This window comes from Lentzea kristufekii, assembly GCF_033949925.1.
GTDB classification, from domain to species: domain Bacteria; phylum Actinomycetota; class Actinomycetes; order Mycobacteriales; family Pseudonocardiaceae; genus Lentzea; species Lentzea kristufekii.
In genome coordinates, this window is the sequence record NZ_JAXAVV010000008.1 from 122,383 (window position 1) to 147,701 (window position 25,319).

A 25,319-nucleotide genomic window follows, 5' to 3' on the forward strand; every position below is an offset into this window, starting at 1 on the left:
GGTGACGTGCATCATCGACACATGCGCCTGGTGACTCTCGAAGACGTCCACGCGGCCGCCGCCGCGATCGCCCCGCATGTCGTCCACACCCCGTTGCTGTCCTTCGACTCCGGCCTGTGGATCAAGCCCGAGTCGCTGCAGCCGATCGGCGCGTTCAAGCAGCGCGGGGCGGTGAACGCGTTGTCCCGCATACCTTCCGAGGACCGGGAGCGCGGTGTCGTGGCGTATTCGAGCGGTAACCACGCGCAGGCGGTCGCCTACGCGGCCAAGATCCTCGGCATGCCGGCCGCGATCGTCGTGCCGGAGAACACGCCGCAGATCAAGATCGACGCGACGCGGGCGCACGGCGCCGAGGTGTTCGTCGTCGGCATCACCGAACGCGAGTCGCGCGCCCACGAGTTGGTCGAGGAGCGCAAGGCGACGCTCATCCCGCCGTTCGACCACCCGGACGTGATCGCCGGGCAGGGCACCATCGGCCTGGAGATCTGCGCCGACCTCCCCGACGTGGCGACGGTCCTGGTGCCGGTGAGTGGCGGCGGGCTGATCTCCGGCGTCGCGGCGGCGGTGAAGTCGTTGCGCCCCAACGTCCGCGTGATCGGTGTCGAGCCCGAACTGGCCGGTGACACCGCCGCGTCGTTCGCCGCCGGCGCTCTCGTCCGCTGGGACGCGCACGATCGCGCCCGGACCGTCGCGGACGGACTGCGCGCCGAGCCCTCCGAACTGACCTGGGCGCACATCCGCGAGTACGTGGACGACGTCGTGACCGTCTCCGAGGACGAGATCCGGGACGCGGTGAGGCAGATCTCCCGCCGCACGCGGGTCGTGTCCGAGACGAGCGGCGCCGTGGCCGTCGCGGCGTACCTGAACCGCGAGCTGCCGGCCGGTCCGGCCGTCGCGGTGGTCTCCGGCGGCAACATCGAACCCAAGTCGCTCGCGTCGATCCTCGGATGATCGCGCTCCCAGACATCCGTTCGGCGGCGGCGGTCATCGCACCGCACGTGGTGCGCACACCGCTGCTGCCGTTCGGCCCGGGCTGGCTCAAACCGGAGAACCTGCAGCCCGTCGGCGCGTTCAAGCTCCGGGGCGCGCTGAACGCGCTGGCACGCCTGGAGAACCGTGCCAACGGAGTAGTCGCCTACTCCAGCGGCAACCACGCCCAGGCCGTGGCGTTCGCCGCCCGCCTGCACGGCGTGCCGGCCGCGATCGTGATGCCGGACAACACCCCGGCGGTCAAGATCGAGGCCACGAAGGCTCTGGGAGCCGAGGTCTTCATCGTCGGCATCACCGAACGCGTCGAGCGCGCAGAGGCCCTGGTGGCCGAACGCGGCGCGGCGCTGATCCCGCCGTTCGACCACCCCGACGTCATCGCCGGCCAGGGCACCATCGGCCTGGAGATCCTCGCCGACCTGCCGGACGTCGAGGCCGTCGTGGTGCCGATGTCCGGCGGCGGGCTGATCTCCGGCGTGGCCACGGCGATCAAGTCGCTGCGCCCGGACGTCCGCGTGATCGGCGCGGAGCCCGAACTGGCCGCGGACATCGCGGAATCGCTCAGAACGGGCGAACTGGTGCGCTGGGATCCCCTGAAACGGGCTCAGACGGCCGCTGACGCTCTGCGGGACGAACCCTCGGCTCTCACCTGGGCGCACATCAGCGAGTACGTGGACGACGTGATCACGGTGTCGGAGGACGAGATCCTCGCGGCGGTGACCGGCCTGGTCCGGCGGGCACGGCTGATCGCCGAGCCGAGCGGGGCCGTCGCGGTGGCGGCGCAGGCGAAGATCGGCGGGGGTGGCGTCGCCGTCGTGTCCGGCGGCAACGTCGACCCGGCGCTACTGGCGCGCCTTCTCGCCGCCTGACCGGATGTGCGTCGGCGGGCCCTCCACGCCGCAGTGCAGGCACTCGCCGGGGTGCGGAGCCTCCTGCTGCTCCGGCGCCGCGGCGAGCACCCGGTTGTCCACGCCGACGGCCAGCAGGCCGCCGATGATCGCGGCGACCGAGCACAGCACGAGGGCCATCTGCCAGCCGTCCGTCATCACGGCGGGGTTCGTGTAGTCCTCACCCATCAGCCCGACGGCCGCGGGCAGCACGGCCATCGCGAGCAGGCTGCCGGTGCGGGCCACGGCGTTGTTCACGCCGGACGCGACACCCGCGTGGTGGTCGGGCGCCGAGGCCAGCACCGTCGCCGTCACCGGGGCGACGACGATCGCGAGACCGATGCCGAACAGCACCACACCGGGCAGCACGCCGGTCACGTACGAGGCGCCGGGAACGGCGTTGCGCAGCAGCAACATGCCCAGGCCGACCAGGATCGGACCGATGATCAGCTGCAGTCGCGGGCCGTGGCGCTGGGCGATCCGCCCGGACGTGGAGGACGCCAGCAGCATGATGATCGTGAGCGGCACGCTGGCCAGGCCGGACGCCGTCGGCGAGTACCCGAGCGAGATCTGCAGCTGCAGCACGAGCAGCACCATCACGCCGCCGAGTGCCGCGTAGACCAGGAACGTCAGGACGTTGGAGACCAGGAACGTCCGGTTGCGGAACAGCTCCGGCGGCACCAACGGGTCGGCGGAGCTCTTCTGGACCACTCCGAACGCGATCATCGCGGCCACGCCCGCCGCCGCCAGCACGTACGACTGCTCGACGAGCCCGCCTGTCAGCAGGGCCAGGCCCAGCGCGCCGACCAGCGCGGACAGGTAGTTCGGGTGCCCTGCCGCGTCGTCCTCCGACTCCGGCACGAACCGCAGGGCGAGGTACACGCACAGCGCGGCCACCGGCAGGTTCACCAGGAACGCGAGCCGCCACGACCAGGCCTGCACCAGCAGCCCGCCGACCAGCGGCCCGACCGCCGTGGCCACACCGGACAGTCCGGACCACGCGCCGATGGCGCGCGACCGGTCCTCCCGGTTGAACGACGACTGCAGGATCGCCAGCGCGCCCGGCGTCAGCAACGCCGCGCCCACGCCCTGCAGCACACGGGCCGCCACCAGCACCGGAACGTTCCACGCGGCGCCGCACAGCAGCGAGGCCACGCCGAACCAGATCACGCCGACCACGTAGACCCGCCGCCGGCCGAACCTGTCGCCGAGCGAACCGGCGATCAGGATCAGCGAGGCCAGCGCGAGCAGGTACCCGTTGAGGATCCACTGCAGGTCAGTCACCGACGCGGAGAACTCCGCGCCGATCCGGGGCAGCGCCACGTTGACGATCGTCCCGTCGAGCATGGCCATGCCCGATCCGAGGATCGTCGTCGTCAGCACCCAACGTGCACGTGGCGTGCCCCAGGCGATCAAGACGGCCGGTTCAGCGTGGCGACGAACTTGTACCGATCACCCCGGTAGACCGACCGGACCCACTCGATCGGATTGCCCTCGGTGTCGAACGAGTGCCGCGACAGGAGCAGCATCGGCAGGCCGATGTCGGCGCCGAGCAGCTCCGCCTCCTCCGGCGAGGCGAGTGCCGTCTCGATCGTCTCCTCGGCGTGTCCCATCTCGACACCGAACCGCTCGGACAGCACCTGGTACAGCGAGGCGCCGGGCGCCAGGTACCGGCGCAGCCCGCGGAAGCGGCCCAGCGCGAGGTGCGTCGTCTCGATGGCCATCGGCTCGTTGTCGGCGAGCCGCAGGCGGTGCAGTCGCAGGACCTTGGCACCGGGACGCACGCCCAGGTACCGGGCGAGCTCGGCCTCCGCCGGCATCTCCGAAGCCTCGATCAGCTTCGACGACGGCACGCGGCCCTGTGCCCTCATGTCCTCTGTGTACGAAGACAGCTGCAACCTCTGGGCGACCTTCGGTTCCGCCGCGAAGGTGCCCTTGCCCTGCACGCGGAGCAGCCGTCCTTCGACCGTCAGCTCGGCAAGCGCCTGGCGAACGGTCGTCCTGGAGACGTCGAACTCCGCGGCCAGCGACCGTTCCGTGGGGATCGGCGAACCGGGCGGCAACGCCCTCAACAGGTCGAGCAGGTGCCGCTTGAGACCCCAGTACTTGGGTTCGCGTTGCGCCCGCGTCCTGGCGTCCACGCCTGATGCAGGCGTCGTCTCCAGCATGGCCTCCTCCTCGCACTCCATGTCACGCATCACAAGGATGCCTTGTCCGTGTCGATTCGTGCGTTCGAACCCCCGACATCCGTCTCGAAATTCGTCCGATGACTTCGCAACGTCTTGGCAACGCGCTTGACAGACGCGGTGACGCAGCACACGCTGTTCCGCATTGGTCTACACCACTTGGACGTTCCGGCCGGTGTGCCGGGCTTGGTGAAAGGGCGCGAACTGTGAAGGGCTGGAGAGGACTCGCTGCTGGTGCCGCCGCACTGGCAGTGGCCGTGTCAGGCTGTGGCACGAGCACGAACAGCGGTAGCAACACGGAGACCAAAGAGATCACCGTGTGGCTCATGGACGGCTCCGCGCCGACGACCCTGACCGACGCCTTGAACAAGGAGTTCGAGTCGGCGAACGGGATCAAGGTGAAGTACGAGGTCCAGAAGTGGACCGGCATCCAGGAGAAGCTGACGACCGCGCTGGCGAGCAGCACGCCGCCGGACGTCATTGAACTCGGCAACACCCAGATCGCGGGCTTCGCCGACCAGGGCACCCTGGCCGACCTGACCGCGGACGCGAGCCAGTTCAACAGCGGTGAGTGGCTGGGCGGTCTGAAGGACTCGCTGACGCTCAACGGCAAGCAGTTCGGCGTTCCGTTCTACGCCGCGAACCGCACCGTGATCTACCGCACGGACCTGTTCCAGGCGGCCGGCATCACGACGCCGCCGACCTCGCGTGCCGAGTGGATCGACGCGATCAACAAGCTCAAGGCCGCGAACGCGTCCAACCCGGACTTCCAGGCCCTGTACCTGCCTGGTCAGTCCTGGTACTTCCTGCTGTCCATGATCTGGGACGAGGGCGGCGACATCGCCAAGCAGGACAACGGCAAGTGGACGAGCACGCTGGACAGCGCGCAGTCCAAGGCCGGCTTCGAGGCCTACAAGGCCCTCTACGACGCGTCGGCCACCAAGAAGGCGCCGGCTGACACCGACGAGGCGAAGCCGCAGCAGTACGAGGTCTTCCAGACCGGCAACGTCGGCATGATGATCGGTCTCCCGTGGGAGCTCGGCAGCGCCGTGAAGGACAAGCCGGAGCTCAAGGACAAGACCGCGGCGTTCCCGATCCCGTCCAAGAAGGCCGGCTCGTTCGCCCCCGTGTTCCTCGGTGGCTCGAACCTCGCCATCCCGACGGCCAGCAAGAACGCCGCCGCGGCCAAGAAGTGGCTGTCGCTGCTGTCGTCCAAGAAGTACCAGGACATGCTCGCCGAGGGTGGCGCGGTTCCCGGTACCTCGAAGGACACCTCGAAGCTCGAGACCAACGCGGTCGGCAAGGCGCTCGCCGCCTCCGCGCCGAACGGCAAGGTCACCCCGAGCTCGCCGAAGTGGGGAGCCGTCGAGGCGGGTCAGAACCCGCTGAAGGACGCGCTCACCGCGTACCTGTCCGGCGCGAAGCCGCTGGACCAGGCGACGAAGGACGCGAGCGACGCCATCACCAAGGCCTTTGGCTAGCCCAGCTGAGATGACGGCCGTCAAGACGACCGAAACGGCAGCGCCGGCAGGGGACATCCCGCCGGCGCTGCCGCCTGCCGTGACGGGTGGGGCGCGCAAGCGCCGCCGCCGGGGCGGCGCCTTCGACCGGGCGCTGCCCTACCTGCTGCTCGCTCCCGCACTGATCGCGATCCTCTGGCTGATCGGCTGGCCGGTCGTCTCGGTGTTCGTGACGAGCTTCCGCCAGCTGAACCTCGGCGAACTGGTCCGCGGCGAGATCGTGTGGACCGGCTTCGACAACTACGTGACGGTGTTGCAGGACGAGCGCTTCTGGGACGTCTCGGTGCGCACCCTCGTGTTCACCGTCTCCGTCGTCGTCGCCTCGGTGGGCATGGGCCTCGGGATCGCTCTGCTGATGCGCGTGCTCACACCGTGGGTGCGAGTCGCTCTGCAGATCGCGATGCTCTGCGCCTGGGCCATGCCGATCCTCGCGTCGACCACGGTCTACCAGTGGATGTTCGACCAGAACTACGGCATCTTGAACAAGACGCTGGTGCAGCTGGGATTCGACTCCTTCGCCGGCTACTCGTGGTTCTCCTCCGGCACGTCGACGCTGTCCGTCGTCGGCCTGCTGATCGTGTGGCAGGCGATCCCCTTCCTCGCCTTCTCGCTCTACGCCGGTCTCGTCGGCATCCCCCGCGACCTCTACGAGGCGGCGGGCATCGACGGCGCGACGGGCTGGCAGACGTTCCGCGCGGTGACGTGGCCGGAGATCCGGTCGCTGCTGATGATGGTGACGTTCCTGTCGACGCTGTGGGACTTCAAGGTCTTCGCCCAGATCTGGGTGTTCCGCGAGGGCGGTCCCAGCGGTGAGAGCACGACGCTGCCGGTGCTGCAGTACCTGGAAGGCATCGCGAAGAGCCACTTCGGCGTCGCGGCCGCGATCTCCGTGCTGATGATGGTCATCCTCGGCCTGATCACGTTCCAGTACCTGCGCAAGCTGCTGCAGACCGAGGAGGGCAAGATCTGATGCTCAAGAAGTCTGCGGCGAACGTCGTGGGCCTCGCGCTCGCGTTGTTCTTCCTCTTCCCGACGTACTGGATGATCACGTCGGCGCTGAAGCCCAAGGGCTCGACGATCACGTCGGACTACGACCTGATCCCGTTCTCGGTGACGTTCACGAACTTCGTGACGGCGTGGACGAAGCCCGGCTTCCTGTCCTCGCTCGGCAACAGCCTCCTGGTGACGCTGACCGCGGTCGTCGCCGCGATCGTCATCGGCATCACCGCCGCGGTCGCCATGTCGCGCTTCGCGTTCCGCGGCCGCAAGAGCTTCGTGCTGCTGATGCTGGTGGCGCAGATGGCGCCGTTCGAGGCGTTGCTGATCCCGATGTTCCTGATGATGCGGGACCTCCAGCTCTACGAACACCTCTCGTCGCTGATCCTCGTGTACTTCGCGGTGACGCTGCCGTTCTGCGCGTGGACGTTGCGCGGGTTCGTCAACGGCATCCCGATCGAGCTCGAAGAGGCCGCGATGGTCGACGGCTGCGGCCGTTGGGGTGCGTTCCAGAAGGTGACCCTGCCCCTGCTGGGGCCGGGTCTCGTGGCCACGTCGGTGTTCGCGTTCATCACGGCGTGGAACGAGTTCCTCTTCGCCAAGGTGCTGATCCGCAGCCAGGACAGCGAGACGCTGCCGGTGTGGCTGTCCGGGTTCCAGACCGCCTTCGGCACCGACTGGGGTGGCGCGATGGCCGCCTCGGCGCTGTTCACGGTGCCGGCACTGGTGTTCTTCCTGATCGTGCAACGCAAGATGGTCGCCGGCGTCACCGCCGGTGCAGTGAAGGGATGACGCGTGGATCAGTTGGCCGCAGCCGTTCTGCTTCCCGGCTTCACCGGAACGACCGCCCCCGACTGGTTGCTGCGGCGGGTCGCTGACGGTCTCGGCGGTGTTGTGCTCTTCGGGCGCAACGTCGTCGACGACGCCCAGGTGACCGAGTTGTGCACCGCACTGCGTTCGGTGCGCCCGGACGTGGTGATCGGCATCGACGAGGAGGGCGGCGACGTCACGCGTCTCGACGCGGGCCGCGGCTCCGAGGTGCCGGGCAACCACGCCCTGGGCGCGGCGGACGACCTGGACCTCACGCGCTCGGTGGCCGCGTCCATCGGCGCGCGGCTGGCGAAGTGCGGGATCTCGCTGAACCTCGCGCCGTCCGCCGACCTGGTGCTGACGCTGGACGACCCGATCATCGGCGTCCGCGCGTTCGGCTCCGACCCGGTGCTCGCCGCCCGGCACGTCGCCGCGTGGGTCGAGGGTCTGCAGGCCGTGGGCGTCGCCGCCTGCGCCAAGCACTTCCCCGGCCACGGAGCGTCCACTGAGGACTCCCACGAGCAGCTCCCGGTGCTTCCCCGCACCGAGGAACAGCTGCGCGCCGTGGAGCTCGTCCCGTTCCAGGCTGCCGTGAACGCGGGCGTCCGCTCGATCATGACCGGCCACCTCGTGATCCCCGAGTGGGGTCCGGCGCCGGTGACGCTGAACAAGCACGCCATCGACCTGCTGCGCACCGAGCTGGGCTTCACCGGCGCGGTGATCACCGACGGACTGGACATGAAGGCGGTGGGCGGCGACCTGGCCGTCGGCGCCGTCCGGGCGCTGGCCGCCGGTGTGGACTCGTTGTGCCTGGGCGGCATGGCCCTGGACGACGACGACCTGCAGTGGCTGATCGACTCGATCGTCGCGGCCGTGAAGTCCGGCGAGCTGTCCGAGGAACGCCTGACCCAGGCAGCCGCCCGCTCCCTGGCGCTGGGCCTCCCGCCGTCCACCGTCGACGCCCACGACGCCGAGATCGGTCTCACAGCCGCTCGACGCGCTGTCTCCGCACGGGGCCGGGTTAGTGTCGGTGCGGACCCGGTCGTGGTGGACCTGGTGGTGGACTCCTCGATCGCGGTCGGCGACGTCCCGTGGGGCCTCGGCCCGTACCTCCAGGAGGTGCTTCCGGGCACCGAGGTGATCGCGGCACGCGACATCTCGGCGGAAGAAGTTGCGAAAGTCGCAGGTGACCGCACGATTGTGGTCGTCACGCGCGACGCCCACCGCCATTCCGGCGCTCGACAACTGGTAACAAACTTAACTAATCTGCAGCTGGACGTGGTGCACGTCGAAACGGGCGTGCCCGGTCCGGACCTGGGCAGCGTCGCCCGCATCGACACCCACGGCGGTTCTCGGGTGAGCCTCCGAGCCGCGGCCGAGCTGATCCTGAAAGGCACGACATGACCACGCCCCAGCCAGGCCGGCACATGGCAGCGGAGATCGCCGCGCAGCCGTCGATCTTCTCCGACCTCTACGCCTCGCGGTCCGCGATCGCCGAGGTGGCCGCCGTCATCCGCGAGCGTGCCCCGCGCTTCGTGCTCTTCGCGGCCCGCGGCTCCAGCGACCACGCCGCGATCTACGCGAAGTACCTGACCGAGATCCTGCTCCAGCTCCCCGCCGGCCTGGTCTCCGCGTCCACCACGACGCTGTACGGCGCGGAGCCCGACCTGCGCGACGTCCTGCTCGTCACGGTCTCCCAGTCGGGCGGCTCGCCCGACCTGCTGGAGGTGACCGCCTCCTACCGCAGGCGCGGCGCCCTGACCGTGGCCGTGACCAACACGTCGGACTCCCCGCTGAACGCGGCCGCCGAACTCTCGGTGGACGTCTCGGCGGGCGTCGAGCACGCGGTGGCCGCCACCAAGACCTACTCGGCCACGCTGCTGGCCCTCTACCTGCTGATCGACGCGGTGCGCGGCGGCAACGGCGAGGCGGCGGCGTCGCTGGGCGAGCTCGCCCAGGTGACCCTCGACCAGTCGGCGCCGACCGTCGACGAGGCCGTGCGCCGCTACCGGTTCGTGGACCGCGTCCTCACCACGGGCCGCGGTTACTCCTACGCCACGGCGCTGGAGGCGTCCCTCAAGCTCGCGGAGACGTCCTACCTGGCGGCTCGCGCCTACAGCGGCGCCGACCTGCTGCACGGCCCGGTGGCCGCGGTGGACGGCGAGACCGCGGTCCTGGCCATCACCTCGCTGGGCAAGGGCGGCGACTCGCTGCGCGACGCCCTGGACGTGGTGCACCAGCGCGGTGCCGACGTCGTGGCGGTCGGCTCCGCCTCGGAGAAGGTGGGGGCGACGCTCGCCATCGCCATCCCCGAGACCGCCGAGGAAGTGGCACCGGTGCTGGAGATTCTGCCCGTGCAGCGCCTGGCCCACGGCCTGGCACTGGCACGCGGCGGCGACCCGGACAGCCCGCGCGGCCTGAACAAGGTCACGCGCACCCTGTAGTTCCCGCAGGACGAGAGCCCGCCTGGTCCCCCCGGGCGGGCTCTTTCTTCTGCCCCGCAACAGCAGAAAGCCCGCTCGGTGACGACCGAGCGGGCTTTTGCCTTGCTGCGCTTACTGTCCTGCGGTGGCGTACCCGGCCGCGACGGACGCCACGGGCACCGCGGCGTCGAACACGACCCGCCCGTCGACCCAGACCTTCTTGGGCCGCAGGTCGTCGTCCCACCACACCAGGTCCGCGACGGCCCCCGGCGCGAGCCGGCCGAGTCCGGACTCGCCGATGACCTCGGCCGGCACGATCGTCGCCGACGCCAGCGCGTCGGCAACCGGAACACCCACGGACACGATGTTCCGCACCGCGCGGTCGAGCGTGAGCGCGGAACCCGCGATCGTGCCCTCCGGCGACCGGGGCACCCCGTCCTCGGTGAGCAGCACGTCCGCTCCTCCGAGGTGGTAGCGCCCAGGCGGCATCCCGGCCGCGGCGACGGCGTCCGTCACCAGTGCGACCCGCGCCCCGGCGGCGTTGAACACGAGGCGGCACACGTCCGGGCCGACGTGGGCCAGGTCCGCGATGAGCCCGAGCGTGAACCGCTCGTCCACCAGCGCCACCCCGGGAACCCCGGGTTCCCGGTGCCCCAGCGGGCGCTGGGCGTTGAACAGGTGCGTCACCATGCGGGCACCCGCGTCGGCGGCGGCGCGGGTCTGCTCACCCGTGGCGTCGGAGTGGCCCACCGCGACGAGCACGCCGGCCTCGACGAGACGGCGGACCGCCTCCATGCCACCGGGCTGTTCGGGAGCCATCGTCACCATCCGCAGGGCGCGGCGGATCAGCTCGTCGTCGAGCAGTGCCGAGATCTGGTCAGGACCAGGCTCGACCATGAACGACGGGTCGTGCACCCCTGCCCGTTTGGGCGACAGGAAGGGGCCTTCGAGGTGCACGCCGAGGGGGCGGGCACCCACTCCGCCCGGCAGAGCGGCGGAGGCGGCCAGAACCGCCCGCGTCTGCCTCAGGATCACGTCGACCGGTGCGGTGATCAACGTGGGCAAGAACCGGGTCACACCGGTGGACGGCAGAGCTTCGGCCACGGACCGCATTCCGGCTGCGTCCACCTCGGCGAAGTCGACGCCGACGGCGCCGTTCACCTGCACGTCGACCAGGCCCGGTGTCAGCAGGCCGTCGGATAGGACCTCCGCGCCGGGTGGTGCTTCACCGGTGGTCACCTCGACGATGCGGCCGTCCCTGATCCGCACCGAGGCAGGACCGACGATCGTGCGACCGAGCAATGCGCGCGGTGCTGCGACAACGGCGTCCAAGATCCCTCCTTGAATGGTCCAGACCATTATGGCCACAACAGGGGTCCGCGTCACCCTTCGTTAGGAGATAACCATCTTACATAACACTTGGTGAATCAGGTCCGAAATGACCGGGATGCCACGAAGATGACCATCCGTGGCGCATACTGGTCCCCAGACATCCGAGGTCTACGACGAGTTGAGGGTGCCGTGGCAGTCACTGACGATGCGATCCTGCGCGTCAAGGAGATGATCGTTTCGGGCGAGCTCAAGCCCGGCGACCGTCTCCCGCGTGAGGCTGACCTGGCAGAACGTCTTGGCCTGTCGCGCAACTCGCTGCGCGAGGCCGTGAAGGCACTGTCACTCGTCCGTGTACTGGACGTCCGCCAGGGCGACGGCACGTACGTGTCCTCGCTCAGGGCCGACGACCTGCTCGGCGCGCTTTCCTTCGTGCTCGACCTGCACCGGGGCGAGGATTCGGTGCTGGAAGTCCTCCAGGTCCGCCGGATTCTCGAGCCCGCGGCCGCCGCGATGGCCGCCCAGCGCGTCGACGCGGAGGAGATCGTCAAGCTCCGCGCCCTCTGCGACGCCGCCGAAAGCGCGAAGTCCGTGGAGGAACTGGTCGAGCACGACCTCGAGTTCCACCGCGCCATCGCCCAGTGCTCGGGCAACGCCTACCTGGCCCAGCTCCTCGACACGCTGGCCGGTCCGACGGTCCGCGTCCGCATCTGGCGCGGCATCACCCAGTCGAACGCCGTGGACCGCACGGTCGCCGAGCACCGCGCCATCGTCGACGCACTGGCCGCGCACCAGCCGGAACTCGCGCGCAGCTGGTCCACTGTGCACGTGGCCGGCGTCGAGCAGTGGCTGTCAGACCTGGCGTAGCTGCTCCAGCACCGCACGCACCGCAGGCTGTCCATCAGCCCGGTTCCGCACCACGGCCGAGACCGTCCGGAACACCTGCTGCTTCAACGGCCGCAACGCCACCCCGGGTCGCCGCGCCACGGACGGCACCAGCGCAACCCCCAGCCCGGCCTCGACCAGCCCGCACATCACCCCGAAGTCGTCGCAGTAGGCCTGCGCCCGAGGCACGAACCCGGCGGCGCCGCACGCCCGCTGGGTCAGTTCGTGGCACGACGCGTCGGTGCGCGGCATGATCCACGGCCGGTCGGCCAGCACGGAGAGATCCACCGAATCCTGCTGCACCAACGGATCGCTCAACGGCAGTGCCACGTTCACCGGCTCCACGAACAACTCGAACGACTCGCAGGACTCGGGCAGCGAGCGCGGCATGATGTTGTACGAGTGGATCACCGCGATGTCGATGTCCCCGCGCCGCAACGCGGGCAGTGACGCCTCGGGCTCCATCTCGTGCACGAACAGGTCCACATCGGACCCGTGCGCCGACCGCAGCACCTGGATCACGCGCGGCAGCAACGCGGCGACCGACACGAACGCCCCGACGCGCACGACGCCGGACACGGACGTGCGCAGCGAGGCCAGGTCCGCCTCCGCCGCGGCCAGCTGATCGAGAACCAGCTGCGTGTGCGCCGCCAGCACGTGCCCGGCGCGGGTCAGCGCCAGGCGGCGCCCCTCCCGTTCGACCAGGGCGACACCGGCCTCGCGTTCCAGGGCGGCCAGCTGCTGGGAGACGGCCGGGGAGGTCACGTGCAGGGCCTCCGCGGCGGCGGTGACCGTGCCGTGGACCGACAGGGCGTGGAGCAATCGGAGCCTTCGCACATCCAACACAAAGCTCAGCTTAACGTTCCGGGCAGAACTTCTAACTGGAACTTTGCGAAGACTAGAGCCACGCTGGAGTCATGTTCGGACGAGTGCTGGTAGCGATGGTCACCCCGTTCACCCCCGACGGTGACCTGGACCTCAAGGGTGCGCAGGAGCTGGCGGCGCACCTCGTCGACAAGGGTGGCGCGGACGGGTTGGTCGTCAACGGCACGACCGGCGAGGCGCCCACCACCACGGACGCCGAGAAGGCGCAGATCATCAGGGCCGTGAAGGAGGCCGTCGGCGACCGCACGCAGATCCTCGCGGGCGTCGGCACCAACTCCACGCGCCACACCATCGAGCTCTCCCGCCAGGCCGAGGAGAACGGCGCCGACGGCCTGCTCGTCGTCACGCCGTACTACAGCAAGCCCACGCAGGAAGGCGTCGAGAACCACTTCCGGCAGGTGGCGAACGCCTCCGGCCTCCCGGCGCTGCTCTACGACATCCCCGGCCGCACCGGCACGGCGATCGACACCGAGACGCTGCTCCGGCTCGCCGAGCACCCGCGGATCGTCGGTGTGAAGGACTGCAAGGTCGACCTGCTGGCAACCGCCCGCGTGATCGCCGAGACCGGCCTCGACTTCTACTCCGGCAACGACGAGCTGATCCTGCCGCTGTACTCGATCGGCGGCGTCGGCACGGTCAGCACCGTCGGCCACGTCGTCGGCAACGAGATCAAGGCGATGCTCGACGCCTACGACGAGGGCGACAACAAGGAGGCCCTGCGCCGCCACCAGGCGTTGCTGCCGGTGATCACCGCGATCATGACCCGCGAGCCCGGTGCCGTCGCCGTCAAGGCCGCGCTCAACCTGCTCGGCCTGCCGTCGGGCCCGGTCCGCGAACCGCTCGTCGGAGCGACCCCCGAGCTGATCAACGAGCTGAAGGCGCTGTTCGGCTAAAGGCCGTAGACCCGGCGAGCAGTGCCCGAGAAGATCGCGGCCTGCTCGTCGGGCGACAGCTCGGAGACCAGTTCCCGAGCGGCGTCCAGCCATTCGTCGTAGGTCGCCGCCAGCAGGCACACGGGCCAGTCCGAGCCGAACATCAGCCGCTCAGGCCCGAACGCGTCCAGCACGACCTCGAAGTACGGCCGGAGCGCCGCCACGTCCCACGACTTCCAGTCGGCCTCGGTGACCAGCCCGGACAGCTTGCACGTCACGTTCTCGTGCGCCGCCAGCGCCCGGATCAGCTCGGCCCACTCCCCCGGATCCGCACCGATCGCGGGCTTCGAGCAGTGGTCCACCACGAACTGGACCTGGGGCAACGCGGCCACGGTCCGGCGCGCGGCCGGCATCTGGTGCGGCAGCGTGAGCAGCTCGTAGACCAGCCCGGCAGCGCCGACGGCCGCCAGCCCGTTCCAGACGTCCTTGCGGCACAACCACTCCGGGTCCGGCTCACTCTGCACCTGGTGCCGGATCCCGCGCAGCCACGAGCCGTTGGGGCCGTCCACCAGCTCCGACAACGCATCAACGACTCCGGCGGACGTCAGGTCGGTCCAGCCCACCACCGCGCCGACGACGCCCGAAGAGGCCGCGACGGCCAGGAACTCCGGCGTCTCCTCCGGCACGCACACCGTCTGCACCAGCACGGATGCCGAGACCTCGGGTGCGGCGGCGACGAAGTCCGGTTCCAGGAACGACCGCCGGATCGCCCCCATCGGCGGGTCGGTGATCCAGTCCTGGTCGCGGACCGACAGATCCCACAGGTGGTGGTGAGCGTCGACGATCACGGTGTGGGCACCTCCGGATCGATGAGGTTCAGCGCCTTCAGCTCGTTCCACAGGTCCTCGGGAATCGAGGCGGAGAAGTACGCGGCGTTGGCGGTCATCTGCTCCGCCGTCCGTGCGCCGACCACCACCGACACCACCGCGGGGTGACCCAGCGCGAACTGGATGGCCACCTCGGGCAACGTCACCCCGTGCCTCTCACAGACCGAAGCGATGTCCCGAGCCCGTGCCACCAGAGCAGCAGGAGCCTCCTCGTAGTCGTACTTCGCGTCGGCGGCCACGACGGGCTTCGACAGCAGCCCGGAGTTGAAGACCCCGCAAGCCACCACGGAAACACCCCGGTCGACGCAGGCGGGCAGGAACGAGACCAGCGAAGGCTGCTCGAGCAACGTGTACCGGCCGGCCAGCATCACCACGTCGATGTCGGTCTCGCGGACGAACCGCTCCGGCATCTCCCACTGGTTCATGCCGACGCCGATGGCGCCCACGACACCCTGCGACCGCAGGTCCTCCAGCGCCGGGTAGGCCTCACCGAAAGCGGAAGCCCAGTGGTCGTCCGGGTCGTGGATGTAGACGATCTCCACCCGGTCGGTGCCGAGACGCTCCAAAGAGGACTCGATCGACCGCTTCACACCGTCCGCCGAGTAGTCCCGGATCCGCCGGAAGTGGCGCGGCACCGCGAAACCCTCGTCGTCGAGGCCTTCGCCGTCGAACGGCTCCAGCAACCGCCCGACCTTCGTGGAGATCACGTACTCGTCGCGCGGCCGCCCGGCCAGAGCAACCCCGAGACGACGTTCCGACAGCCCGAGCCCGTAGTGCGGCGCGGTGTCGAAGTAGCGGACGCCGCTCTGCCACGCGGCTTCCACCGCACCGAACGCCACCTCGTCGGACACCTCCCGGTAGAGGTTGCCGATCGGCGCACCACCGAAGCCAAGACGAGAAACAGCGACCTTCACGGCAGCTCCCACACGAGTCGCACAGCAGGTTCGGCGCCGGAGTAGTCGTCCTCGACCTCCAGCAGTTCGGCCATCTGAGCCTGCCACGGAACGTTGGCGGGGTGCTCGGCCAAACAGGCGCGCATCGCGCGGTAGTCATCCACCTCGACGAGGTGGAACAGCTCGCGCCCAGAACGCCAGATCCGCCACGACCACACCCCGGCCTCGCGCAGCGCCTCGTCCAGCTCGGCCGGAATCGTCGCGTGGATGCGGTCGTAGTCGGCCTCGCGTCCCTCGCGAAGCCGGGTGTGCAGCGCAACGGTCTCCAACGCTCACTCCTGTTTCTGCCCGGTGGCGAACCGCGTCACGATCAGCGCGAGGATGATCACCGCACCGTACGAGGCCTTGATGTAGAAGCCGGAAACGCCCTGCAACCGCAGGATCTGCTCCACGAGCCCCAGCATGAGCACACCGGACAGCGCGCCGAACAACGTGCCCTTGCCGCCCTGCAGCGAGATTCCGCCGATCACCGCGGCCGCGAAGACCTGGAAGATCATGCCCTCACCCTGCGTGGCGGCCACCGAACCGAGCCGCCCGGTCATCAGGATGCCCGCGATCACGGCCAGCACCGATCCGATGATCAGCACGGTCCACACCACGCGGTCGACCCGGATGCCGGCGGCCCGCGCCGCCTCCGAGTTGCCGCCGATCGCGTACAACGAACGGCCCGCGCGCAGGTACTTCAGCACGAAGATGCCCGCCGCGTAACAGACGATGCAGATCCACACCGCCGCCGGCAGCCCGAGCCACGTCGTGGAACCCAGGTACAGGAACGACTCCGGCACGTCGATCAGCGACTTGCCCTCGGTGATCGCGAGCTGCAGACCGCGCAGCATCGTCAGCATGCCCAGGGTCACCATGAACCCGGACAGCCCGACCTTGAGGATCAGGAACCCGTTCAGGCCACCGATCGCCACACCGATCAGCAGGCACAGCGGCAACGCCAGCCACGCCGCGAGCCCGACGTCCAGCCCACCGGCCGACGACGGGATGATCAGCGCGACCGCCAGCGCGGGCGCGAGACCGACCGTCGACTCCAGCGACAGGTCCATCTTGCCGACGATCAGGATCATCGCCTGGCCCAGCACCAGCAACGACAGCTCGCTCTGCTGGGTCAGCACGGCGATCAGGTTGTTCGGCGTCAGGAAGATCGGCGACAGGATCGCCCCGATGATCAGCAGAAGAATGATCACCGGGACCAGTGCGAGGTCCTGGTACCGCGCCAGCCGGAACCTCTGCTTCTCCGGCGCGGGTGCCGCGACCGGCGGAGTCATGGCCTTGGTCATACCGAGCTCAATCCTTCGATCGCAGAGATGAGTTCCTGATCGCGCCAGCCGCGTGCGAACTCCCGCACGACCTGGCCGTGGAACAGCACCAGAACGCGGTCGCAGACCCGCAGGTCGTCGAGCTCGTCGGAGACGACGATCGCGGCCTTGCCCCGGCGCGCCTGCGCGTCGACGACCCCGAGCAGCGACTCCTTGGACTTCACGTCGACGCCCGCGGTCGGGTTGATCAGCACCAGCACCGACGGGTCGCCGGCGAGGGCACGCGCCATCACGACCTTCTGCTGGTTGCCGCCGGACAGGTCCGAGACCGGCTGGTCCGGCCCGGCAGCCTTCACGTCGTACGACGCGATCGCCTTGCTGCCGGCCGAACGTTGAGCCGACGGCCACACGAACGCACCGGCCGTGCTCATCGTCGCGTTCTCCGCGATCGACAGGTCCAGCACGAGCCCCTGGTGATGCCGATCCCGTGGCACACAGCCGATTCCGGCCTTCAAGGCGGCCGGAACATCGCCGCCGCGCACCGCCGAACCGTCCACGGAGATCGACCCGGCAGACGGCTTGCGCAGTCCGTAGACCGTCTCCGCGAACTCGTGCTTGCCGGACGACGCGCTGCCCGCGAGGCCGATGACCTCACCGCGGGTCGCCGACAGCGAGATGTCCGAGAAGTGGTCCCCGCTCAACGCCGACACGGTCAGCACTTCCTCAGCAGAAGACGGCCTGTCGTCGCCGCTGGGCACGTTGAGGCCACCCACTTCGCCGGTCATCGCCTCGATCAGGTCGGGCTTCGACATCTCGGCCACCGGAGCGGTGACGATGTGCCGCGCGTCGCGGTAGACCGTCACCGTCTGGCAGACCTCGTAGACCTCCTGCAGGTGGTGGGAGATGAACAGGAACGTCACCCCCTTGTCCTGCAACGACCTCATCCGGTCGAACAGCCGCTCGATCGCCGGGCCGTCGAGCTGCGCGGTCGGTTCGTCGAGGATCACGAACCGCGAGCCGATCGACAGCGCCCGCGCGATCTCGACCAGCTGACGCTGCTCGACGGTCAGCGTGGACACCAACGAGTCCGGGTCGACCGCCACGTCGTAGGTCTCGAGCAGCTCGGCGGCCTGCTGCCGGAGCTTCTTCCACCTGATCAGGCCGCCGCCGAGGTCCTGCCGGTTGATGAACAGGTTCTCGGCGACCGACAGCTCCGGCACGACCGTCGACTTCTGGTACACGCACGCGACATGCCGGCGCCAGGCCGCGCTGTCGGCGACGGGCGGCGCGGGTTCGCCGAAGAAGCTGACCTCGCCCGCGTCCGGCGACTGCATGCCGGTGAGGACCGAGACCAACGTCGACTTGCCCGCGCCGTTGCGACCGACGAGCGCGTGCGACTCACCGGCCCGGATCTCGATGCCCACGTCGTCCAACGCGAGCGTCTGCCCGAACCTCTTCGTCACGCCACGCGCGACAGCAGCGAAGTCGTTCATCAGATCTGATTGCCCCAGAACGCCTTGTCGTCGACGTTCTCCTTGGTGATCAACGGTGCCGGGAGCTGGTCCTCCAGCCGGCCGCCGCCGGTGTCCACGATGGTGGAGTCGTGGTCGGTCTTGCCGGGGGAGAACGTCTTCCCCTCCACGGCGGCCTTCGCGTAGAAGAGCGCCCACTGCGCGTAGAGGTCGGCCGGCTGCGAGACGGTCGCGTCGATCTCGCCCTTGCGGATCGCCTCCAGCTCCTGCGGGATGCCGTCGTTGGAGACGATGAAGATGTGCTTCGGGTCGGTCGGCGGGACGATCAGGTTCTTCTGCCGCAACACCTGCAGCGTCGGCGTGAGGAACGCGCCACCGGCCTGCATGTAGATGCCGTTGATGTCCGGGTGCTGGTTCAGCCTGGTCTGCAGGGCCGCGGACGCCTTCGGGCCCTCCCAGTCGGTCGGCTCCTCGAACACCGTGATGCCGGGGTAGTTCTGCTTCATGCAGGCGGCGAACGCCTCGGAGCGGTCGCGGCCGTTGACCGACGCCAGCGCTCCCTGGAACTCGACGACCTTGCCCTTGCCGCCCAGCTTGTCGCCGAGGAACTTGCAGGCCTTCTCGCCGTACGCCTTGTTGTCCGCGCGCACGACCATGTAGGTCTTGCCCTTGTCCGGACGGGTGTCGACGGTGACGACGGGGATGTTCGCCTTCTCCAGCCGGTCCAGGGTGGACGCGATGGCGCCGGTGTCCTGCGGCGCCATGATGATCGCCTTGGCGCCCTGCGACTGCAGCGACTGGGCGTTGGCGACCAGGTTCTCGACCTTGTTCTGCGAGTTGGTGGGGTTCAGCAGGTTGATGCCGAGGTCCTTGGCCTTCTCCGGGAAGTACTTGATGTAGGAGTTCCAGAAGTCGGTGTCGGCCCGCGGGTGGTCGGCGCCGATCGGGCCGACTCCGCCGGCACCGGTGCCGGTCGTCCCGCCGCCGCACGCGGACAGTGTCAGGGCACCGGCGAGCGCGAGGCACACCGCGGCGGTGAGGTTGCGACGCTTCATCGTTGAATCGCCTTTCATGACTGCTGGGGACGCAAGCGCAGGCCGTGCATGCCACCGTCGACGGCGAGGATCGTGCCGGCGGTGGAACCCGAAAGCGGGCTCGCCAGGTAGGCGATGGCTCCCGCGACCTCATCTGCGGAGACGAGCCGGCCGTGCGGCTGGCGTGCCTCCAACGCGGCTCGTTCGGCTGCCGGGTCCGGTGCCGAGTCGAGCAGACGGCCCACCCACGGGGTGTCCGCCGTGCCGGGGGCGACCGCGTTGACGCGAATGCCTTCGCGGACGTGGTCGGCGGCCATCGCGAGCGTCAGCGAGTACACCGCGCCCTTGCTGGCCGAGTAGAGAGCGCGCTGCGGGAGCCCGGCCCAGGCAGCGATGGAGCAGGTGTTGACGATCGCCGCGGACGGCGAGTTCCGCAGGTGCGGCAGCGCGGCCCGCGAGACGCGGACCATGCCCAGCACGTTGACGTCGAGCACCTTCGCCCACTGGGCGTCGTCGTTGGCCGTGACGTCGCCCTGTGCGCCGATGCCGGCGTTGTTCACCACGACGTCGAGCCGTCCGAACCGCGCGATGACCTCGTCGATCGCGGCCTTCACGCTCTCGTCGTCCGACACGTCGGCGCGGATCCCGACGAGCGGGTCCTTCACGTCCGGGTTGAGATCAAGCGCGACGACCGCGGCTCCCCTGCTGCTCAGCAGCTCGGCCGTGGCGAGCCCGATGCCGGACGCACCGCCCGTGACGACGGCGACGAGTCCTTCGAAGTCAGTCATCCTCGCCCTCCAGACCAGTCCACACAGGACCGTCGGGGTAGACGTAGTCGGCCAGCGTCTCGTCCTTGAGCTGTGCGGAGAACCCCGGCGCGGCGGGTGCCAGGTAGCGGCCGTTCTCGACGACGGCCGGGTCCAGGAAGTGCTCGTGCAGGTGGTCGACCCACTCGATCACGCGCTCCCCGATCTCACCGGAGACGGCGACGTAGTCGAAGAACGACAGGTGCCTGACCAGTTCGCACAGGCCGACGCCGCCGGCGTGCGGGCACACCGGGATGTCGAACTTCCTGGCCAGCAGCAGGATCGCGATGTTCTCGTTCACGCCCGCGACCCGGCAGGCGTCGAGCTGCAGCACGTCGATCGCACCGGCCTGCAGCAGCTGCTTGAAGATCACGCGGTTCTGCACGTGCTCGCCGGTCGCGACCCGGATCGGGGCCAGCGCGTCGGCGATCGCGCGGTGTGCCAGCACGTCGTCCGGGGAGGTCGGCTCCTCGATCCAGTACGGGTCGTACGGCGCCAGCTCGCGCATCCAGCGCACGGCCGTGTCGACGTCCCAGCGCTGGTTCGCGTCGACCGCCACGCGGGTGTCCTCGCCGACGACCTCGCGGGCGAGCTTCATCCGGCGGACGTCGTCGTCGAGGCTGCCACCGACCTTGAGCTTGATCATGTCGAAGCCGTCGGCGAGTGCCTGGCGGGCGAGTCCGGCGAGCTTCTCGTCGGAGTAGCCGAGCCAGCCCGGTGACGTCGTGTAGGCCGGGTACCCGTCGCGGGTGATGGTGTCCGTGCGCTCGGCCTTGCCGTGCTCGGCCTTGCGCAGGACCTGCAGCGCCTCGTCGGGCGTCAGGGCGTCGCTCAGGTACCGGAAGTCGACGAGGCTGACGATCTCCTCGGGCGACATCCGGGCGAGGAACCGCCAGACCGGCAACCCCGCGCGGCGGGCGGCGAGGTCCCAGGCCGCGTTGACGACGGCCCCGATCGCCATGTGCGCGACGCCCTTCTCGGGGCCGAGCCAGCGGATCTGCGAGTCGCCGATCAGCTCGAAGTACAGCTCCGCCAGCGCCTTCGCGTCCTCCGGCACGTCCTTGCCGACGACGTGCGGTGCGAGGGCCTTGATGCCGGCGGCCTGCACGTCGTTGCCGCGGCCGATGGTGAACGCGAGCCCGTGCCCCTCGGGTCCGTCGTCGGTCCGCAGCACCACGTACGCGGCGCTGTAGTCCGGGTCCGGGTTCATCGCGTCGGAGCCGTCGAGCTCGCGCGAGGTCGGGAACCGGATGTCGAGGACGTCCAGTGCGGTGATCTTCGGCATGGGTTCAGGCCTGCCCGAGGGTCTGACGCTGTTTGCCGAGGCCTTCGATCTCCAGCTCGACCACGTCACCGGCGCGCAGGTACGGCTTGGGCTCCGGCTGGCCGAGCGCCACCCCAGCGGGTGTACCTGTGTTGATGACGTCACCCGGACGAAGGACAAGGAACTGGCTGAGGTAGCGCACGATCTCGCCGACCGGGAAGATCATGTTCTTGGTGGACGAGTTCTGCTTGATCTCGCCGTTCACCCAGAGCCGCATCTCCAGACTCTGTGGGTCGGCGATCTCGTCGGCGGGCACGAGGAAGGGGCCGAGAGGGTTGAACGTCTCGCAGTTCTTGCCCTTGTCCCACGTCCCGCCGCGCTCGATCTGGAACTCGCGCTCGGAGACGTCGTGCGAGAGCACGTACGCGCCGACGCAGGCCAGAGCATCCTCTTCGGACTCCAGGTAGCGGGCGGTGCGCCCGATGACGACGCCGAGCTCGACCTCCCAGTCGGTCTTCACGGACCGGCGCGGGACGAGCACCTCGTCGTACGGGCCCACGATCGTGTCGGGCGTCTTGAGGAACATCACCGGCTCGCCCGGGATGTCCGCGCCGGTCTCCTCCGCGTGGTCGCGGTAGTTGAGGCCGATGCAGATGATCTTGCCCGGACGCGCGAGCGGCGGCCCGACGCGCACGCCCTCCGTGCTCAGTGCCCCGAGCTCACCGCTGTCGAGAGCGGCGCGCACGCGGTTGACGCCGTCGTTCGCGAGGAACGCCCCGTCGATGTCCGGGGTGATCGGCAGGAGGTCGTATGTGGTCCCGTCGTCGGTCCTGACTGCAGGACGCTCGTCACCGACCGGCCCCAGGCGCAAGAACTGCACGGCCGTTCCTCCTCTGCTCACCCCTACGAAATACATCGGATGTATAGCCCTGCGATACCGCCTGCGTCTAGGGCCCGGCGTGAAGTCGTCCGATGAATAGGAGGAGTTGATCGTGAATCTGGTGACCGCAGCACTTCTGACGGGCGCACTGCTCGCGCCGGTCGGACCGGTCGACACTGTAACCGTTTTCGTCGAGCTGACCTCGGCCGCAGCCGTCGACTCGGGCACCGCCGCGCAGGCGCGTTCAGCACGGGATCGCACCTCGGAGCACGCGTCCCGGGTGGTGTCCCGGTCCGGCGGCCGGGAAGTCGCCCGAACGACCAACGCGGTGCCCGGCGTCGTGCTGTCGGCGGACAGGTCGCGCCTGGCGGCGCTGGCGCGCATGCCCGAGGTGCGGGCGGTCCACCGGATGGTCCCCAAGAAGCTCTCGAACGCGCACGCCGTCCGGCTCACCCGGACGTCCGACGTGTGGAAGTCGCTGGGCAGGCTCGGCGACGGCGTGCGGATCGGCGTGATCGACACCGGCATCGACTACCGGCACGCGGACTTCGGCGGCGGCACGTTCCCCAACGCCAAGGTCGTCGGCGGGTACGACTTCGCGGGCGACGCCTACACCGGCACGTCCGGGTCCCTGCCGGAGCCCGACGCCGACCCGGTGGACTGCGACGGCCACGGCACGCACGTCGCCGGCACCGCAGCCGGGTACGGGGTCAACGCCGACGGCACGACCTACCGCGGTTCGTACTCCTCGATCGACCTGGACGCGATGAGGATCGGCCCTGGCACGGCCCCGAAAGCGCTGCTCTACGCGTTGAAGGTGTTCGGCTGCGAGGGCGGCACGAACCTGACCGCGCAGGCGCTGGACTGGGCGCTCGACCCCAACGGCGACGGCGACTTCTCCGACAAGCTCGACGTGGTCAACCTGTCGCTGGGCAGCGACTTCGGTGCGCCCGACGACCCCGACTCGTTGTTCGTGCGCAAGCTCGTCGAGCACGGCGTGGTGGTGGTCGCGGCGGCCGGCAACGGCGGCGACTTCTACGACGTGTCCGGCTCGCCGGGCAACACCCCCGAGGCGATCTCCGTCGCGAACAGCCGCGACTCGTTCTCGATGCTGGACGGGCTGGAGGTCGCCGGCAAGCGGTGGGCCGGCCAGTACAGCCAGAACTTCAAGGAGCCCTTCGACCTCACCCTGCCCGTTGTGCGGCTTTCGTCCAACGTGGACGGGTGTCAGCCGATTTCGGAGCCGTTGGCCGGGAAGATCGTCTGGCTGGAGTGGGACGACAGCGACGCCACCCGCGCCTGCGGTTCGGGTGCCCGCACCGACAACGCCTGGAAGGCCGGGGCGGCCGGAGTGCTGCTGCCGACGACGTTGCCCGTGTTCGCGGCCGGGATCGCCGGAAACGCGCACATCCCGGCCTTCCAGCTGACGGCGCCGGCCTCGTCCGCGCTGCGACCGGCCCTGGAGGCCGGGACGCTGACCGCGCACCTGACCTCGGCGTTGAAGGTCGCGGTGCCCTCCGTGGAGCCGTCGATCGCGGACACGATCACGCCGTCGTCGTCGCGCTCGCGTTCGTCGATCGCGGTGGCCGCTCCGGGCGACACGGTCTTCTCCGCCGCCTCCGGGACGGCCGCGGACGGCGTGTCGATGGGCGGCACGTCGATGGCGTCGCCGCACGTGGCGGGCATCGCCGCACTGCTGCGCGAGGTTCATCCGGAGTGGACGGTCGCGGAGGTCAAGGCCGCGCTGATGAACACCGCCTCCGGCGTGATCAAGGATTCGAAGGGCGTGCGCGAGGCACCGATGCGGGTCGGTGCGGGCCGGGTGGACGGGCTCGGTGCCCTGTCGGCGGACGTGCTGGTGCTGGGCGACGCGTCGTTCGGCACGGTCGAGGTGGGCGGTCCGGTGCTGACGAGCCGCACCCTCAAGCTGGTCAACAAGGGCTCCCAGACCGTCCGGCTGCGCGCCGGCTACGAGCCGATCACCAGCGTGCCCGGCGTGTCCTTCCTGGTCAGCGCGCCCTACGTCGTGCTGCGGCCGGGCGGTTCGGCCTCGGTGCCGGTGCAGCTGCGGATCTCGAACCCGGCCGCGCTGCGCAAGACGCCCGACCCCACGGTCTCGCTCGACGAGGGCCGTCAGTTCCTGGCGGAGGCGTCCGGCCTGGTGACGTTCACCGGTGACCGCTCTCTCCGCGTGCCGGTCTACGCGGCGCCGAAGCCGGTGTCGCGCCTGAGCGTGGCCGGTGGCCGCGTCGCCGGCCGCGGCCTCGACCAGCCCGATTACCAGTCGCGGATGACCGTGCTCCAGCTCGGAGCGCGTTCTGACCGCCTGCCCGACTGCGGCCCCGGTGTGCAGGACGACTGCGCCGTGAACCGCACCGCGCGCGGCGGCGACCTGCGGTACGTGGGCGCGACGGCCACCCCGGACCTGCTCGCGTTCGGCGTCGCGACCTGGAGCACCTGGGCGAACATCGGCAGCAACACCAAGCCGGAGGTGCGGTTCTCGGTGGGTGGCAAGGACTTCGTGACCACCGCCGAGAAGCCGACGAACTCCGACGGCGACGTGACGGCCGACGTCTGGCTCGCCCGCACGGTGGTGGCCGGCACCGAGGACGTGGTGGACGAGCAGCCGCTGAACGGCTTCGACGGCTCGTCCGACACGAACCTGTTCGACAGCGACGTCGTGGTGCTGCCGGTCGCGCGGTCGGCTCTGCCGGCCGGCCCGGTGACCTACACCGCCGGCGTGCGGAGCCGGTACACCGCGCCCGCCGACACCGACGACCTGGTCGACGTCGCCCCCGCGGCCACGTTCGACTACAGCCTGACCGTTCCCTCACTGTCCACAGTGGTCCGTCCGGGTGATCTTGCTCCGGCCGGCTCGCTGGTGCTCTTCCACCACAACGCAAGCGGTAACCGGGCTTTCGTGAGGTGACACCCGGTTGGGCGTGCCTCAGCTGAGCGTCTCTCGGCATACTCGGTCG

At 69.7% G+C, this 25,319-nt stretch carries 23 protein-coding genes; 10 read left to right on the forward strand and 13 right to left on the reverse strand.

The window, feature by feature from the left end; genetic code table 11:
* The first annotated feature begins 21 nt into the window (after positions 1 to 21).
* Positions 22 to 951, forward strand: a complete 930-nt coding sequence (locus tag SK571_RS17935) for a threonine ammonia-lyase (protein WP_319985218.1) — start codon at positions 22 to 24, stop codon at positions 949 to 951.
* Positions 948 to 1,856 (forward strand): threonine ammonia-lyase, encoded by a 909-nt coding sequence (locus SK571_RS17940; protein ID WP_319985219.1) that lies wholly within the window; start codon positions 948 to 950, stop codon positions 1,854 to 1,856. Before SK571_RS17935 ends, SK571_RS17940 begins: the two co-directional genes overlap by 4 nt.
* Here SK571_RS17940 and SK571_RS17945 read toward each other — a convergent pair.
* Both SK571_RS17945 and SK571_RS17950 read right to left on the reverse strand, forming a co-directional pair.
* On the reverse strand, positions 1,830 to 3,257 hold the full coding sequence (locus SK571_RS17945; protein ID WP_319985220.1) for an MFS transporter: 1,428 nt from the start codon (positions 3,255 to 3,257) through the stop codon (positions 1,830 to 1,832). The two genes, SK571_RS17940 and SK571_RS17945, sit on opposite strands and share 27 nt — an antisense overlap.
* Positions 3,258 to 3,286: 29 nt before the next feature.
* The gene (locus tag SK571_RS17950) at positions 3,287 to 4,042 is read right to left on the reverse strand and encodes a GntR family transcriptional regulator (protein WP_030480591.1); all 756 of its coding nucleotides are present in this window, start codon (positions 4,040 to 4,042) and stop codon (positions 3,287 to 3,289) included.
* A 224-nt stretch (positions 4,043 to 4,266) separates the two neighbouring features.
* On the opposite strand from SK571_RS17950, the gene SK571_RS17955 reads away from it, so the two are divergent.
* From SK571_RS17955 to SK571_RS17975, 5 genes are read left to right on the forward strand one after another with little or no spacing between them, the layout of a single operon-like run.
* Positions 4,267 to 5,541 carry an extracellular solute-binding protein gene (locus SK571_RS17955; protein WP_319985221.1) on the forward strand — a complete coding sequence of 425 codons (1,275 nt, stop codon included), beginning with the start codon at positions 4,267 to 4,269 and terminating at the stop codon, positions 5,539 to 5,541.
* Between the two features lie 10 nt (positions 5,542 to 5,551).
* A complete protein-coding gene (locus SK571_RS17960) occupies positions 5,552 to 6,550 on the forward strand; it encodes a carbohydrate ABC transporter permease (RefSeq protein ID WP_266041958.1) in 999 nt (332 codons plus the stop codon).
* Positions 6,550 to 7,368 (forward strand): carbohydrate ABC transporter permease, encoded by an 819-nt coding sequence (locus tag SK571_RS17965; protein ID WP_266041957.1) that lies wholly within the window; start codon positions 6,550 to 6,552, stop codon positions 7,366 to 7,368. Before SK571_RS17960 ends, SK571_RS17965 begins: the two co-directional genes overlap by 1 nt.
* 3 nt (positions 7,369 to 7,371) lie before the next feature.
* Entirely contained in the window at positions 7,372 to 8,790 is a 1,419-nt protein-coding gene (locus tag SK571_RS17970) for a glycoside hydrolase family 3 protein (RefSeq protein ID WP_319985222.1), read from the forward strand.
* A complete protein-coding gene (locus SK571_RS17975) occupies positions 8,787 to 9,830 on the forward strand; it encodes an SIS domain-containing protein (RefSeq protein ID WP_319985223.1) in 1,044 nt (347 codons plus the stop codon). The genes SK571_RS17970 and SK571_RS17975 overlap by 4 nt, the downstream gene beginning before the upstream one ends.
* A gap of 111 nt (positions 9,831 to 9,941) precedes the next feature.
* Here SK571_RS17975 and nagA read toward each other — a convergent pair whose 3' ends face one another.
* Positions 9,942 to 11,141 carry an N-acetylglucosamine-6-phosphate deacetylase gene (nagA, locus tag SK571_RS17980; RefSeq protein WP_319985224.1) on the reverse strand — a complete coding sequence of 400 codons (1,200 nt, stop codon included), beginning with the start codon at positions 11,139 to 11,141 and terminating at the stop codon, positions 9,942 to 9,944.
* Positions 11,142 to 11,330: 189 nt separating this feature from the next.
* Between nagA and SK571_RS17985 the strand changes: the two genes are divergently transcribed.
* Positions 11,331 to 12,005 (forward strand): FadR/GntR family transcriptional regulator, encoded by a 675-nt coding sequence (locus SK571_RS17985; RefSeq protein ID WP_266041953.1) that lies wholly within the window; start codon positions 11,331 to 11,333, stop codon positions 12,003 to 12,005.
* Here the strand turns inward: SK571_RS17985 and SK571_RS17990 are convergent.
* Positions 11,991 to 12,869 (reverse strand): LysR family transcriptional regulator, encoded by an 879-nt coding sequence (locus tag SK571_RS17990; protein WP_266041951.1) that lies wholly within the window; start codon positions 12,867 to 12,869, stop codon positions 11,991 to 11,993. The two genes, SK571_RS17985 and SK571_RS17990, sit on opposite strands and share 15 nt — an antisense overlap.
* A gap of 71 nt (positions 12,870 to 12,940) precedes the next feature.
* On the opposite strand from SK571_RS17990, the gene dapA reads away from it, so the two are divergent.
* Positions 12,941 to 13,801 carry a 4-hydroxy-tetrahydrodipicolinate synthase gene (gene dapA / locus SK571_RS17995; protein WP_319985225.1) on the forward strand — a complete coding sequence of 287 codons (861 nt, stop codon included), beginning with the start codon at positions 12,941 to 12,943 and terminating at the stop codon, positions 13,799 to 13,801.
* Here dapA and SK571_RS18000 read toward each other — a convergent pair.
* From SK571_RS18000 to SK571_RS18040, 9 genes are read right to left on the reverse strand one after another with little or no spacing between them, the layout of a single operon-like run.
* Positions 13,798 to 14,628 (reverse strand): amidohydrolase family protein, encoded by an 831-nt coding sequence (locus SK571_RS18000; RefSeq protein ID WP_319985226.1) that lies wholly within the window; start codon positions 14,626 to 14,628, stop codon positions 13,798 to 13,800. The genes dapA and SK571_RS18000 overlap by 4 nt on opposite strands.
* Entirely contained in the window at positions 14,625 to 15,581 is a 957-nt protein-coding gene (locus SK571_RS18005) for an aldo/keto reductase (RefSeq protein ID WP_319985227.1), read from the reverse strand. The genes SK571_RS18000 and SK571_RS18005 overlap by 4 nt, the downstream gene beginning before the upstream one ends.
* Positions 15,578 to 15,889, reverse strand: coding sequence for an L-rhamnose mutarotase (locus SK571_RS18010; RefSeq protein WP_319985228.1), 312 nt, complete (start codon positions 15,887 to 15,889; stop codon positions 15,578 to 15,580). Before SK571_RS18010 ends, SK571_RS18005 begins: the two co-directional genes overlap by 4 nt.
* Before the next feature lie 3 nt (positions 15,890 to 15,892).
* Positions 15,893 to 16,906 carry an ABC transporter permease gene (locus SK571_RS18015; RefSeq protein WP_319985229.1) on the reverse strand — a complete coding sequence of 338 codons (1,014 nt, stop codon included), beginning with the start codon at positions 16,904 to 16,906 and terminating at the stop codon, positions 15,893 to 15,895.
* Complete coding sequence (locus tag SK571_RS18020; protein ID WP_319985230.1) at positions 16,903 to 18,378, reverse strand: sugar ABC transporter ATP-binding protein; 1,476 nt, start codon at positions 18,376 to 18,378, stop codon at positions 16,903 to 16,905. Before SK571_RS18020 ends, SK571_RS18015 begins: the two co-directional genes overlap by 4 nt.
* Positions 18,378 to 19,412, reverse strand: coding sequence for a sugar ABC transporter substrate-binding protein (locus SK571_RS18025; RefSeq protein WP_319985231.1), 1,035 nt, complete (start codon positions 19,410 to 19,412; stop codon positions 18,378 to 18,380). The genes SK571_RS18020 and SK571_RS18025 overlap by 1 nt, the downstream gene beginning before the upstream one ends.
* A gap of 14 nt (positions 19,413 to 19,426) precedes the next feature.
* Positions 19,427 to 20,179 (reverse strand): SDR family NAD(P)-dependent oxidoreductase, encoded by a 753-nt coding sequence (locus SK571_RS18030; RefSeq protein ID WP_319985232.1) that lies wholly within the window; start codon positions 20,177 to 20,179, stop codon positions 19,427 to 19,429.
* On the reverse strand, positions 20,172 to 21,482 hold the full coding sequence (locus tag SK571_RS18035) for an enolase C-terminal domain-like protein (protein WP_319985233.1): 1,311 nt from the start codon (positions 21,480 to 21,482) through the stop codon (positions 20,172 to 20,174). The genes SK571_RS18030 and SK571_RS18035 overlap by 8 nt, the downstream gene beginning before the upstream one ends.
* A gap of 4 nt (positions 21,483 to 21,486) precedes the next feature.
* Complete coding sequence (locus SK571_RS18040) at positions 21,487 to 22,341, reverse strand: fumarylacetoacetate hydrolase family protein (protein ID WP_319985234.1); 855 nt, start codon at positions 22,339 to 22,341, stop codon at positions 21,487 to 21,489.
* A gap of 121 nt (positions 22,342 to 22,462) precedes the next feature.
* Here SK571_RS18040 and SK571_RS18045 point away from each other — a divergent pair, with 121 nt between their 5' ends.
* The gene (locus SK571_RS18045) at positions 22,463 to 25,270 is read left to right on the forward strand and encodes a S8 family serine peptidase (RefSeq protein ID WP_319985235.1); all 2,808 of its coding nucleotides are present in this window, start codon (positions 22,463 to 22,465) and stop codon (positions 25,268 to 25,270) included.
* Positions 25,271 to 25,319 lie beyond the last annotated feature (49 nt).